Source organism: Aeromicrobium sp. (assembly GCF_050700635.1).
Taxonomy (GTDB): Bacteria; Actinomycetota; Actinomycetes; order Propionibacteriales; family Nocardioidaceae; genus Aeromicrobium.
Genome location: NZ_JBOHDT010000197.1, coordinates 1 through 12703, shown reverse-complemented (window position 1 = coordinate 12703; position 12703 = coordinate 1). Strand labels below are relative to the sequence as shown.

Here is a 12703-nt window from a genome sequence, read left to right as displayed (position 1 = left end):
ACGGCAGCGTGAGCTGCGCCGGGTTGTCGTCGAGCCCTGACACCGCCAGGCCCACGAGCGTGCAGCCCTTCGCCTCGATGTCGGGCATGCGTGAGAGCAGGAGTCGTCGGGCGATGTCGAGCACGTGGCTCGTGCTCATCGTGGGGCGCGACAACGTGTGCGAGGTCGTGGAGCGGGTGAAGTCGTCGAACCGCAGCCGCACCGTGACGGTGCTGCCCGGCCGCTCGGCTGCGCGCATGCGCCGCGTGACGCGGTCGACGACGCCGAGGAGCACGCGCTCGAGATCGGCGACGGTGTGAGGGCCGCGTCCGATGGCGTGCTGCGAACCGATCGAGCGCCGGCGACGTCCGGTCTCGACCCTTCGGGGGTCGCGGTTGTTGGCGAGCGCGTGCAGGTGTCGGCCCGCCGCCGGCCCGATCAGCTGAACGAGCTCGCGCGGCCCGAGCGCCGCAACCTGGCCGACGGTGTGCAGACGGACGGCGTGCAGCTTCTCGGACGTGACCGGCCCGACACCCCAAAGCCGCTCGACCGGCAGCGCGTGAAGGAATCGCAGCTCGTCCTCGATCGGCACGACGAGGAGCCCGTCGGGCTTGCAGAGCGCACTCGACACCTTGGCGAGGTACTTGGTGCGGGCCACGCCGACGGAGATGGGGAGGCCGACTCGCATTCTGACATCCGCCCGCAGCTGCTGGGCGATCGTGGACGGAGCACCGCGGATGCGCCGCAGGCCCCCGACCTCCAGGAACGCCTCGTCGATGGAGATGCCCTCGACGAGCGGCGTGGTGTCACGGAACACCTCGAACACGTCACGACTGGCCTGGGTGTAGGCCTCCATCCGGGGTGAGACGACGACGGCATCGGGGCACAATCGCGACGCCTGGCGGCCGCCCATGGCGGTGCGCACACCTTTGACCTTCGCCTCGTAGCTGCAGGCCAGCACGACCCCGCCGCCGACGATGACCGGACGCGCGCGCAAGCTCGGGTCGTCGCGTTGCTCGACCGACGCGAAGAACGAGTCGAGGTCGGCGTGCAGCACGGTACCTTCGGTCATGTGTTCGATTGTTCCATGGACTCGTCGGATTAGGAGCCCTGCGGACCCTCGCGATACCATGATCGTCGGCCTGTTCGCAGGTCGAAGTGTCGTGTACGTCGATGGATGGACGAAAAGTGCTGTCGGGACCTCTGGTCGTTGATACCCACGAGCTGGGTCGTCGACCGGGCAACGAACGCACGGTCAATCTCTCCATCGCCGCACCGGCGGACCTGGGCAGTGCAGTCTTCGGTGTGCCCGAGGGTTCGGACATCGTCATCGAGCTTCGGCTCGAGGCGGTCATGGACGGGGTCCTGGCAACAGGAACCGCCTCGGCGCAGGCCACCGGCGAGTGCGTACGGTGCCTGGACGACCTCGACGAGGAACTCGTCGTGGACTTCCAGGAGCTCTACCTGTACGACGAGCCGGGCGAGGACGAGCTGTCGCTCGAGGGAGAGCTGCTCGACCTCGAACCTGTCCTGCGGGACGCGGTGGTGCTCGCACTGCCGTTCAAGCCCGTGTGTGATCCGGAGTGTCCGGGACTGTGCCCCGAGTGCGGGGCTCGGCTCGCGGATGATCCAGACCACACACACGGCGACGCGATCGACCCTCGATGGGCGAAGCTGAGCCAGATGACCGACCCAGACATTCACGCTGACATCAAGGAGTAGATCGTGGCAGTACCGAAGCGGAAGTTGTCGCGGAGCAACACGCGTCACCGCCGGTCGCAGTGGAAGGCGACGGCCACCCAGCTGGTCGACTGTGCCAACCCAGCATGCGACTCCAAGGTCGTACCGCACCGCGTGTGCCCCGAGTGCGGCCAGTACGGTCCGCGCGGCGAGCGTCGTCAGGTCCTCTGACCGCACCGCTCGCCTCCATGGACCAGCTGCGCGAGGTCCTCGGGGTCCCCGATCTCGATCCCGAGCTGCTGGAGCACGCCCTCACGCACCGCTCGTTCGCCTACGAGAACGGCCAGGTGCCCAACAACGAGCGCCTCGAGTTCCTCGGTGACTCGGTGCTCGGACTGGTCGTCACCGACGCGCTCTTCCACCAGCATCCAGACCTGCCCGAAGGCCAGCTGGCCAAGCTCCGCGCGGCCGTCGTCAGCGCCAAGGCGCTCGCCGTGGTGGCCCGCACCCTCGGCATCGGCGACCATGTCCGTCTCGGCCGCGGCGAGGTGACCACCGGTGGACGCGACAAGGCATCGATCCTCTCCGACACCGTCGAGGCCGTGCTGGGCGCCATCTACGTGCAGTTCGGCATCGAGCGCGCGTCCGAGGTCATCCACACGATCTTCGACCCGGTGATCGCCCAGGCGGCCGAACTCGGTGCCGGCCTCGACTGGAAGACGTCGCTGCAAGAGATCACGGCCATTCACGACCTCGGCGTCCCGCGTTACGTGCTCGAGAGCGATGGTCCCGATCACGACAAGCGGTTCACGGCGGAGGTGCACGTCGGCGACCTGGTGTTCCCCGGCGGCTCCGGACGCTCCAAGAAGGAGGCCGAGCAGGAGGTCGCGGAGATCGCGTGGCGATCCATCACGTCCGACCGCGAGCATGCCTGAGCTTCCCGAGGTCGAGGTCGTCCGTCGCGGACTGTCCGAACACGTCGTTGGCCGCTCGATCACCGACGTCACGGTCCTCCATCCGCGCTCGGTGCGCCGCCACCCTGCCGGGCCACGGGACTTCGTGTCCCGACTCACCGGTCGCTCCGTCGTCGACGCCCGGCGTCGCGGCAAGTACCTCTGGCTCGTCCTCGACGGGGGAGACGCGGTCCTGTGCCACCTCGGCATGAGCGGTCAGTTCCTCATCGGGTCCGGCGAGGCGGAACCGCCGCGACACCTGGGCGTCGCCCTCGACCTCGACAACGGGACACAGCTCCTCTTCGTCGACCAGCGCACGTTCGGCGGCATGGTGTTCAGCGAGGACGGCGCCGAGCTCCCGTCGCAGATCAGCCACATCGCCCGCGATCCCCTCGACCCGGAGTTCGATGCTGCAGCCTTCGCCGCGCGCCTGCGCAAGCGGCAGACCGGCGTCAAGCGGGCCCTTCTCGACCAGACGCTCGTGTCGGGCGTGGGCAACATCTACGCCGACGAGGCGCTCTGGCGCACGCCGCTGCACTACGCCCGCAACACCCGTCACCTACGCACACGGGAGATCGAGAGCCTGCACGGACACGTCACCGAGGTGCTGCGAGAAGCGCTCGATCAGGGCGGCACCTCCTTCGACACGCTCTACGTCAACGTCAACGGTGAGAGCGGCTACTTCGACCGCTCCCTCGCGGCGTACGGCCAGGAGGGGTTGCCGTGCCGCCGCTGCGGCACACCCATCCGGCGCGAGCCGTTCATGAACCGCTCCTCGTACCGCTGCCCGGTCTGCCAGCCCCGGCCGCGGCATGGTCGGTGGTGACAGCGGTGGACAAACAAGCGTCAACGGCTCGCCCGGGGAGGTGAGACAGCGTCCACACGAAGCATCACGGTGGACGCCAGGTCACCTCTGGCGCGGGTAGGTGGACGCTGAAGCACCGCTCACCGATACAGGAGGGATAGCCTGCGAGCGATGAAGGATCCGTACGGTATCGAGGCGCGCGCCCGCTTCGTGGCGGAACCGCCGAAGCGGGCCGGCCGCACGCCGTTCGAGCGCGATCGCGCTCGGGTCGTGCACTCCGCGGCGCTGCGTCGTTTGTCCGCGAAGACCCAGGTGCTCGGGGCCGGAAGCGACGACTTCATCCGCAACCGTCTGACGCACTCGCTCGAGGTCGCCCAGGTCGCGCGCGAGCTCGGCGCGTCGCTCGGGTGCGACCCCGACATCGTCGACTCGGCCGCACTCGCCCACGACCTCGGTCACCCTCCGTTCGGACACAACGGAGAGGTGGCGCTCGACGAGGTGGCGGCGTCGTGCGGCGGTTTCGAGGGCAACGCGCAGACGTTGCGGTTGCTCAGCCGGCTGGAGGCCAAGACGTTCGCGCCGGACGGTCGCAGCGTCGGGCTCAATCTCACCAGGGCCACCCTCGCGGCTTGCGTGAAGTACCCCTGGTCGCGCGGTGAGGCGCCCGACGGTGCTGGCAAGAATTGGGGCGAGAAGTTCGGCGTCTACGCCGACGACGTCGAGTTGTTCGACTGGGTGCGGGCTGACGTCGAACCGCGCCATCGGCCGATCGAGGCGCAGGTCATGGACCTGTCCGACGACATCGCGTATTCGGTGCACGACATCGAGGACGGCGTGGTGGGAGGCTGGTTCACCCTCGACCTGGCGTCGCTCGACGAGTCGTCCGTCAACGCCGTCGCTCGCGACTGGTACGACGCCGGGCTCGACGACGAACGCCTGTCGTCCGCGTTGGAGCGGCTCGAGGCGATGCCGGAGTGGCCGCGGAAGGCGCTCGACCCGAGTCGGGCATCGCGCGCACTGCTCAAGAGCCTTACCAGTGCCCTGATCGGACGCTTCGCCACGGCCGCACAGTCCGCGACCGTGCAGCGGTGGGGGAGCGGACCGCTTGTTCGCTACATGGCAGATCTTGAGGTCCCGGACGCGACCCGCGACGAGATCACGGTCCTCAAGGCGGTCGCCGCCCACTACGTCATGCGATCGGACGATCGCGCCGTCCACCTCGGGTCGCAACGCGAGCTGTTGCAGGATCTGGTGAAGGCCCTGGCCGCGTCCGAGGGTCGAGAGCTCGAGCCGGACATCCGTGCCGACCACGACGCGGCGACCGACGACGAGGGTCGACTTCGGGCCGTCGTGGACCAGGTCGCCAGCCTCACCGACATCTCTGCGCCCCTCTGGGGCAAGCGCCTCGGATTGTAGGTCGAAGAGCCTAGATATCCCAGGGCTCTAGGATCACCCCATGGCCGGGCTCATCAAGGACGAGGACATCCAGCTCGTCCGCGAGCGGGCCCGCATCGACGAGGTCGTCGAGCAGTACGTCACGCTGCGCAACGCCGGCGGTGGATCACGCAAGGGTCTGTGCCCGTTCCACGACGAGAAGTCGCCGTCGTTCAACGTGCGGCCGGCCCAGGGCTACTACCACTGCTTCGGCTGCGGAGTCGGCGGTGACTCGATCAAGTTCCTGATGGAGATCGAGGGCCTCACGTTCGTCGAGTCGGTCGAGCGGCTGGCCTCCAAGTACGGTATCCAGCTGCGTTACGAGGAGGGCACACCGTCCGGTCCGCGCCGCGACCCGCGCCAGCGGCAGCGGCTGCTCGAGGCGCACCGGCTGGCCGGGGAGTTCTACGCATCGATGCTCACCACTTCACCCGACGCGCAGTCCGGACGGCAGTTCATCACCGACCGCGGCTTCGACCAGTCCGCGGCCGAGACGTTCGGCATGGGGTTCGCGCCGCGCGGGGGAGAGGCCCTGGTGGCCCACCTCAAGGGCAAGGGATTCGACGACGACGAGCTGCTCGTCGGCGGCCTCGCGTCACGCGGTCAGCGTGGTCTCTACGACCGGTTCCGCGGCCGACTGCTGTGGCCCATTCGCGAGATGACCGGCGAGATCATCGGTTTCGGCGCCCGGCGGATGTTCGACGACGACCGGGTCGAGGCCAAGTACCTCAACACGTCCGAGACGCCGATCTACAAGAAGAGCCAGGTGCTGTACGGCCTCGACCTCGCTCGCCGGCACATCTCGTCGGCGAGCCAGGCGGTCGTGGTCGAGGGCTACACCGACGTCATGGCCTGCCACCAGGCCGGTGTGCGTACGGCAGTGGCCACGTCCGGTACCGCCTTCGGCGACGAGCACGCACGCATCCTGCGACGGGTGCTGCACGACCACGACGCCTTCCACGGCGAGGTGATCTTCACGTTCGACGGCGACGAGGCCGGCCAGCGCGCGGCCATGAAGGCGTTCGCGGGCGACCAGCAGTTCGTCGCTCAGACCTACGTGGCCGTCGAGCCGCGTGGCATGGACCCGTGCGACCTCCGGCTCGCCGACGGCGACGCAGCGGTGCGCGAGCTCGTCGCCTCCCGCATCCCGCTGTACCGCTTCGTCCTGGAGAACACACTGGCCCGATACGACCTCGACCGTGGCGACCAGCGTGTCGACGCCGTCCGTGAGGCGGTGGGCCTGGCCACGGCCATCCGCGACAAGAGCAAGGTCGAGGAGTTCTTTCGCGAGATCGCTACCAAGGTCGGTGTCGACGTCGACCAGGTCCGCGCCGAGCACCGACGTCACAAGGCCGCGCCCGTGAAGACCCCACCGCAGACCAGACCGACGGCGACGGGCGAGCCGGAGGCAGAGCCTGCTCCGTTCGTGAGCTTTGGCGCGCCGCAGTTCGCCGACGAGCGCGAGGCCCTCAAGGCGATCGCCCAGTTCCCGCACCTGGCCCGCGAGCACGTCGGCGACGTCCACGAGAACGACTTCACGCACCCGGTCGCGCAGGAGATCTGGCGCCACATCAGTGAGCAGGAGTGGCCCACGCGCGCCGACCCGTCATGGGTGTCTCGCATCTCCGACGCTCTGCCGTCCGACGACCTTCGTCATGTGCTCTCAGTCGCAGCAGTGGAGCCGATGCGCGCGCGGGAGTCGTCGATGGCGGCGGTCGTCGCGGCCACGATCGCGCAGCTGCAGGCCCTCACCCTGGCCCGTCGCATCACCGAGCTGAAGTCGAGGCTCCAGCGCACCAACCCGGTGGAGCAGACCGACAACTACAACCGGATGTTCGGCGAGCTCATCGCCCTGGAGCAGCAGCATCGCACCATGCGCGGCCGCGCGATCGGCACCTGACTCGTCCCCAGGCCGCCACCTGTCCACAGCCGGCTTCCGAGCCCAGTCGCGGTCACGTCTCGGCAACGACGCTGGTCAGGTGGATTCCCTCGTGCGTCACCTGCTGGCCCAGTCGCCCCTCGACCCTGATCGTGAACACCTTCTCGCCCGTGCCGCTCGCTCAGGTGATCGCGCGTCCCGTGATGAGCTCGTCCGAGAAAGCCTGCGGCTCGTCGCCCTGCGGGCTTGCAGCCTCGGCCTACGCGACGACGCACTCGACGACGCCGTGCAGTCAGGCGCCCTCGGCCTGATCGCCGCCGTGGACCGGTTCGACCCCGACCGCGGCTGTCGTCTGGCCACCTACGCCTGGCCGTGGATCACGGCAGCCATCCGGGTGCCGGTCCCTGCCGAGACGCCGACCGACGCCTTCGACATCCCCGCCGCGGATGCCATCGAACCGAGCGAGGACCTCAAGCCCGCGCTCGCGCACCTGCCGCTCCGACTGGCCGACGTGATTCGTCTCCGCTACCGGCTGGGGGAGCCGGCCGGCCCGCCACGCACACGCAAAGAGGTGGCTCAGCGGCTCGGTCTCACGGTCGGTCAAGTACGGGCCGACGAGGTTCGGGCGATGGCGCATTTGCGTGAACGACTTGCTAGTGTGGGTCACCGTGCTCCTCGCGTAGGAGCCGATCCCCTGTAGCTCAATTGGCAGAGCATTCGGCTGTTAACCGGAGGGTTGTTGGTTCGAGTCCAACCGGGGGAGCCAGGCAAGGATCCGGGCTCATCGCCGCGTTTCAGGCCAGGCCAGCACCGGGTCGAGCACGCGCAGCGTCGCTTTGGCCGGTACCAGGGGGAGAAGCCGGTCCCGTAGAGCGACCGCAGGCCCCCACGACCACTGCCCCATGGCACCCGTCTGACGCGACATCCTCACGATGCGCTGGTGCGGGCTCGTCGCTCCCGGTCGTAGGAAGCGAGGTCGGGGGCCGTGTCGGCGAGTGTGGCCGCGTCCTCCAGCGCCTGGCACGCGCCCTGACCGAGGTTGGGGGTCATGGCGTGGGCGGCATCACCCAGCAGGGCCACCGATCCCCGGATGAACGACGCGAGATCCGGCAGCTCGTAGAGGTCGTGGCGCAAGATCTCGCTGCCTGCGGCCGCCTCGACGAGCGCCGGGATCGGGTGGTGCCAATCGCCGAATCGTGCACGGAGGACGGCCAGCTCACCGTCCGGTGCCTCAGCGCCTTCCGGGCCGTTCGCGGTCGCGTAACAGTACGTTCGAACGTCCGGGAGCGGCGCTCGGCCGAAGCGGGTGCCCCGGCCCCAGGTCTCTCCACCCACGTCGGTCGGCCCTGCCGAATCGGTCACCCAGCGCCACGCCGTGTACCCGGCGTACCGCGGAGGCTTGGCTTCATGCCACAGGACTGGCGCACCGTGCTGTTCAGCCCGTCAGCGCCGACCACGAGATCGGCCCGATCTTCACCGTCGTCGTGCGCGACAGTGCCGTCGGCCTCGACATGGGTGACCTCGACGTCCGGAACCAAGGACGACGGCGGGTTCCGGTCGAGGAGGATCTGCAGCAGCTCGGCACGGTGCATCATGATCACCGGCCCGAACCGCCGCACCACCTCGTCGGCATCGACGCGCGACAGCCACCGCCCGTTCCTGGCTTCGATCCCGCCCTGCAGCTCGATGTCGCCGTGTGCGCGTACCTCGTCGGCCAGCCCGCCGCCGATCAAGTCCAGCGCTCGCAGGGCGTTGGACCACACCGAGATACCGGCTCCGACCTCGGTGAACTCCGCTGCCCGCTCGAGCACGCGAACCTGCCACCCCCGCTCATGAAGGCCGATGCCTGCGGCGAGACCGCCGATTCCACCGCCGACCACGATCGCGGTCCTGGAACGCCCCATCGATTCTGTTACTCGCCGAACCTCATCGAGAAGACTTCGAACGACGTCCCGTAGGTGACGCCGAGCCGGGTCCCCGCCGGCCGCGAGACTCCCTCCAGGAACTCGACCGGGTCGAAGTTCGCCCAGCCACCGCCGAGACCGTCGATGTAGGCCTGGTGCGCCTTCAGCGACTCGACACCACGGTCGAACGTGTCGGTGGTGTCGACGCCGTGGGCAGCATCGGGCGAGCTGGCCGCCCAGACCTGACGGACGTCGCCCCACGGCTCGAGTCCGTCCACGAGCTGCTCGGCGAACACCCAGCGGTTGCCGGCGTCGCGGACCGCGTCGATCGCTGCCCGGCCGACGGCGATGTGGTCGGACTGGTTCGGGAACGTGCCACCCCACGACTCACGGAAGTTGTTCGTGATGACGATGTCGGGCCGGTGTTTGCGGATGACCTCGGCGATTGCGCGGCGCAGGGGCAGCCCGTACTCGACCGTGCCGTCGGGCATGCCCAGGAACTCCACCTGCTCGACGCCGACGATCCGCGCCGACGCGATCTCCTCGGCGATGCGCACCTCGCGAGCCTCGGGCGGCGTCATGCCGTCGATGCCGGCCTCGCCGCTGGTGACCATGCAGTAGACGACCGTCTTGCCCTGATCGGTCCAGCGAGCGACCGCTGCAGCCGCTCCGAACTCGACGTCATCGGGATGGGCCACCACGATGAGCGCGGATTCCCACGACTCGTCGACAGGCTCCAGAGGTGAAGGCTCCATCTGGCTAGGCTAGCCCCGCGCGGGGAGGTAGCTCAGCAGGTCAGAGCAGAGGACTCATAATCCTTCGGTCGCGGGTTCGAGCCCCGCCCTCCCCACTAGGTGAAACCGCAGGTCAGAGGCCACTTTGGGCACCACTTACGAACGGCAGAACGTCCGCAACAGCGGCTGGAGTCCGCAAAGAGTCCGCACGGGCGCGAGCGGCGGCTTCATCCAAGCGGTCGGCGACGGCGTCCAAATCGTCACCGAACAGCCCCGCGTAGACGTCAAGCGTCATTGCTGCGGACGCGTGCCCGAGCATTCGCTGAACCGCTTTGACGTTCGCACCGGCCTGCACGGCAAGACTCGCGGCCGTGTGACGCAGGTCGTGCGGCGTCAAGGTTGGTATGCCGATGACGGCCGCGGCAGGTCTGAAGGACCGGCTCCGGAAGTTCTGGTTCCGAAGTGCATTACCACGAGGCGATGTGAACACCAGATCGTCGGGATCCTTTCCCGCGACTTGCTCAGCCAGGGCATCGACGAGCGAGCGTGGAATCGGCACCGAACGACGCTGATGGGTCTTGGGTGTCCCGTATCCGACCTCTCGTCCGAGGTCGACCGCGGTTCTGACGACCTCGAGCCGTCGCCGGATCAGGTCGAGACGCTTCACCTGAAGTGCCGTGGCCTCGCCCCAGCGCAGACCTGTGTAGGCGAGAAGCCGGATGAATAGCTCGTAGTCGGTGCAGGCGTCAGCAAGGCGGTCGACCTGATCGTGAGTCAGGAAGTGTGGCTCCTTGCGGGCGGCTCGTGGGAGGCGGACTCCCTCGGCCGGGTTGTACGTCAGCCGCCGATCGCGAACCGCCAAGGCCAGCATCAGCGACAGCACCCGGTGTGCCTGCCGAATCGACGCCGCCGCGTACCCACCGGCCTGCAGGCGCGCCACCCACGTGACCACATCGGCGTGCGTCACCTCCGCGAGCTTGACCTTCTCCCACGTCGGCATGACCTGGACCGTGACGATCGACTCATAGCGCCGACGGGTCAGCGGCTTGAGTTGCACTTGCGATTCAAGCCAACGGGTCGCCCATTCACCCACGGTGATCCGAGCGAGGGCGGGGTCGATCCACTCGCCTCGGTGCTTTGCGTTCTCAACAGAGGCGAGCCACCGCTCGACGTCGAGTCGACGTCCGAAGTGACGAGCATGCTCGCGACCTGCCGGGTCGCGATACCGCGCGCGCCAGCTGCCGCTTGGTCGTTTCTGGACGTTTCCCATGTCAGTCCGACTCCGATCGCGCCCACTCGGCAACGTCGTACGGGTTGTATCGCAGCGACTTGCCAATTCGCAGAATGCGGGGTCCGCCCTCGCCGATGTAGCTCCAGTAGTAGAGGGTCGATGTCGGGACGCCCAGGAACTCGGCCGTCTCGTGGATGTTCCACAGTTTCGGTGGCAGCGGACGCGGCCATTCCGTGGTGGCTTGCTTCCTCATGATGTTTCCTCTCCGAGATGTCGTGTGTGGCGTTCTTTGCGCTCCTGTGCTCGCTCCTGCGCGTACTCGCGGGCTCGAGCGGCTGCCGCGACGGCGAGGACGCATTCGCCTTCGTTGTTCCAGCCGGTACCGGCGTACTGCCAGTTGCCGATCACCAGCGTGGTTTCGGCGTCATCGTCGGCGAGCAGGTCGGCTTCCATCGCGGCGAGGTCGATCGGCCGACCTTCGGCGTTTGCTTCGGCGAGCTTGGCTTGGGCGCGGCGGCGGGAGCGGCGGATGGCGCCGAGGGTGATGGCGTAGCGGCGGGACTTGGTGGCGAAGTGGCCCCGGAAGCCGAGCATGTGCACCCAGTTGCCGAGCAGCGCGTACTCACCTGACTTGTCGGCTCGGGCGTCGAGCGCTCGGACAGTGGCCCGGATCCGCCGGTGATGCGGGCTGTCGGTCGTGCCGGTGTCGTCGGCGGATTTGGTGGCGTACTTAGCCAGATACCCGGCCACCTGCTCTGGGTTGAGTTCCCGCTCTGGGTCGTCGGTGCGCCGGCTGGTCCGGACGACCCTTGCGTCGATCTGGCGACCGAACGCCAGCACCCGGGCCAGGTCGTCGGTGTCAACACCATCCACGGTCAATTGAACGGACGCAGCCGCTTGCTGGATCAGGTGAGCCAGTTGGTCAGCGTCAACTCTGGCCGGGGCGGGGGCGAACCCTTCCGGTGTTTTGGGTCCGTCGAGTCGGACCAGGGCGTGGAAGTGAATGGCGCCGCGACGTTGGTATTCGGCGACCTTCGCGTACTGGACCGTCGCCACCTCATCCAGCCGGGTCGCCGGGACACCAAGCTGCTTGGCGACGAGGCGGCGCAGGGTGATGGTGAACCGGCGCCACAGGTCCGGTGCCCGGTACTGCCAGACGACGTGGGAGGCGTAGTCGTAGCAGCCTCGGCACAACGGCTGTCCGAGAAGTTCATCCTCATCAGTGTGCGCGATCTGGCAGGTTCGAGGCCGACCATGCGAACACGTCGAGCTGCCGCGCGTGACCGGGTGGCAGCGGCGGCCATGGTCGCGTCGGCCGTGCACGATCCCGAACGACGGCGCCGTCACCGTGGCGAACACCAAGGGGTTCTCCGCCACTGACTCCGGGACCGTCTTTCCGCCGACCACGCCGGCGCGGATCAGGTGGAACATGTCCGCCGCATAGACCCGCGAACACGACGGACAATGGCTTGCTCGCCGATTCCCGCACCGGACGTATGTGACGCCGCGCGGCTCATCCTCACTCGAGTATGTCGAGACGATCTCGCCGGTGGCCGTGTCGACGGTCTCCGAGCGGCCGACCAGCTTGACCGGGTTTGAGCAGTTCCCCACCCGGGAGAGGGCTTCGGAGAACGGGTCCAGATCGTCCGACCCGAGCATCCCGGTGACCTGCTCCGCGGCCCGGCCTGTCAACGCCGGGACGTCCAGCGTCGACCTCATGCCGGGGATCATGTCGGGCAGCAGGGCAGGCAGCGTGTCGTACACGACAGCCCGGGACCGGATGCTCACCTGGCCCACCCCTCCGAAGGGTGTGCCACGCGGCTAGTGCGATCCGGCCGCGCGGCACACCCGGCTTCGGGAGAACCACGATCCGCCTTACCAGTCTTGACACCCGGATCGCTGCAGCGCCAAGACACGTCCGTCTAAGGACCTGCGAACCGGATCTTGTCTTAGTGTGTGTAACGGCGCTGCGTGTATGGCGCTCTATGGCCAGGGTGGGGAGCCGACCCCCGGGGATAACTACCCGCTTAGTCTTTGTATGAAATTGATCCGCACAAGCAACCCTGACAGGCCCCACCGACAAGTCAACGCCCCAATCCTCAGC

The 12703-nt window shown here is 68.1% G+C and carries 14 protein-coding genes and 2 tRNA genes; 9 read left to right on the top strand and 7 right to left on the bottom strand.

Annotated features, from left to right (window positions below):
* Window positions 1-1051: DNA polymerase IV (dinB, locus tag ACRDPN_RS15395; RefSeq protein ID WP_431449559.1), on the bottom strand; the 1051-nt coding region annotated here is incomplete at its 3' end.
* A 101-nt stretch (window positions 1052-1152) separates the two neighbouring features.
* Between dinB and ACRDPN_RS15390 the strand changes: the two genes are divergently transcribed.
* From ACRDPN_RS15390 to ACRDPN_RS15355, 8 genes are all read left to right on the top strand, one after another.
* A complete protein-coding gene (locus tag ACRDPN_RS15390; RefSeq protein ID WP_431449558.1) occupies window positions 1153-1701 on the top strand; it encodes a YceD family protein in 549 nt (182 codons plus the stop codon).
* 3 nt (window positions 1702-1704) lie between these two features.
* Window positions 1705-1890 carry a 50S ribosomal protein L32 gene (rpmF, locus tag ACRDPN_RS15385; RefSeq protein ID WP_431449557.1) on the top strand — a complete coding sequence of 62 codons (186 nt, stop codon included), beginning with the start codon at window positions 1705-1707 and terminating at the stop codon, window positions 1888-1890.
* Window positions 1891-1907: 17 nt separating this feature from the next.
* Window positions 1908-2594, top strand: a complete 687-nt coding sequence (rnc, locus tag ACRDPN_RS15380) for a ribonuclease III (RefSeq protein ID WP_431449556.1) — start codon at window positions 1908-1910, stop codon at window positions 2592-2594.
* Window positions 2587-3438, top strand: coding sequence for a bifunctional DNA-formamidopyrimidine glycosylase/DNA-(apurinic or apyrimidinic site) lyase (gene mutM / locus ACRDPN_RS15375; protein WP_431449555.1), 852 nt, complete (start codon window positions 2587-2589; stop codon window positions 3436-3438). Before rnc ends, mutM begins: the two co-directional genes overlap by 8 nt.
* A gap of 150 nt (window positions 3439-3588) precedes the next feature.
* Window positions 3589-4833 (top strand): deoxyguanosinetriphosphate triphosphohydrolase, encoded by a 1245-nt coding sequence (locus tag ACRDPN_RS15370; protein ID WP_431449554.1) that lies wholly within the window; start codon window positions 3589-3591, stop codon window positions 4831-4833.
* Between the two features lie 40 nt (window positions 4834-4873).
* Window positions 4874-6751 (top strand): DNA primase, encoded by a 1878-nt coding sequence (gene dnaG, locus ACRDPN_RS15365; protein WP_431449553.1) that lies wholly within the window; start codon window positions 4874-4876, stop codon window positions 6749-6751.
* Window positions 6752-6830: 79 nt separating this feature from the next.
* On the top strand, window positions 6831-7430 hold the full coding sequence (locus ACRDPN_RS15360) for a sigma-70 family RNA polymerase sigma factor (protein WP_431449552.1): 600 nt from the start codon (window positions 6831-6833) through the stop codon (window positions 7428-7430).
* Window positions 7421-7496: transfer RNA gene (locus ACRDPN_RS15355), tRNA-Asn, on the top strand. The genes ACRDPN_RS15360 and ACRDPN_RS15355 overlap by 10 nt, the downstream gene beginning before the upstream one ends.
* Window positions 7497-7657: 161 nt before the next feature.
* On the opposite strand, the gene ACRDPN_RS15350 is transcribed toward ACRDPN_RS15355, so the two are convergent.
* The 3 genes from ACRDPN_RS15350 to ACRDPN_RS15340 are packed head-to-tail and all read right to left on the bottom strand — an operon-like array spanning window position 7658 to window position 9389.
* Window positions 7658-8092 (bottom strand): FAD-dependent monooxygenase, encoded by a 435-nt coding sequence (locus ACRDPN_RS15350; protein ID WP_431449551.1) that lies wholly within the window; start codon window positions 8090-8092, stop codon window positions 7658-7660.
* Window positions 8089-8634 (bottom strand): FAD-dependent oxidoreductase, encoded by a 546-nt coding sequence (locus ACRDPN_RS15345; RefSeq protein ID WP_431449550.1) that lies wholly within the window; start codon window positions 8632-8634, stop codon window positions 8089-8091. The genes ACRDPN_RS15350 and ACRDPN_RS15345 overlap by 4 nt, the downstream gene beginning before the upstream one ends.
* 8 nt (window positions 8635-8642) lie before the next feature.
* Window positions 8643-9389 (bottom strand): PIG-L deacetylase family protein, encoded by a 747-nt coding sequence (locus ACRDPN_RS15340; RefSeq protein WP_431449549.1) that lies wholly within the window; start codon window positions 9387-9389, stop codon window positions 8643-8645.
* 21 nt (window positions 9390-9410) lie between these two features.
* Here ACRDPN_RS15340 and ACRDPN_RS15335 point away from each other — a divergent pair.
* A tRNA-Ile gene (locus ACRDPN_RS15335) sits at window positions 9411-9484 on the top strand.
* Window positions 9485-9501: 17 nt separating this feature from the next.
* Here ACRDPN_RS15335 and ACRDPN_RS15330 read toward each other — a convergent pair.
* From ACRDPN_RS15330 to ACRDPN_RS15320, 3 genes are read right to left on the bottom strand one after another with little or no spacing between them, the layout of a single operon-like run.
* Window positions 9502-10638: a tyrosine-type recombinase/integrase gene (locus ACRDPN_RS15330; protein ID WP_431449548.1), complete on the bottom strand. Its 1137-nt coding sequence runs from the start codon at window positions 10636-10638 to the stop codon at window positions 9502-9504.
* 1 nt (window position 10639) lies between these two features.
* Window positions 10640-10852: a helix-turn-helix transcriptional regulator gene (locus tag ACRDPN_RS15325; protein ID WP_431449547.1), complete on the bottom strand. Its 213-nt coding sequence runs from the start codon at window positions 10850-10852 to the stop codon at window positions 10640-10642.
* Window positions 10849-12387 carry a replication initiator gene (locus ACRDPN_RS15320; protein WP_431449546.1) on the bottom strand — a complete coding sequence of 513 codons (1539 nt, stop codon included), beginning with the start codon at window positions 12385-12387 and terminating at the stop codon, window positions 10849-10851. Before ACRDPN_RS15320 ends, ACRDPN_RS15325 begins: the two co-directional genes overlap by 4 nt.
* Between the last annotated feature and the right edge of the window lie 316 nt (window positions 12388-12703).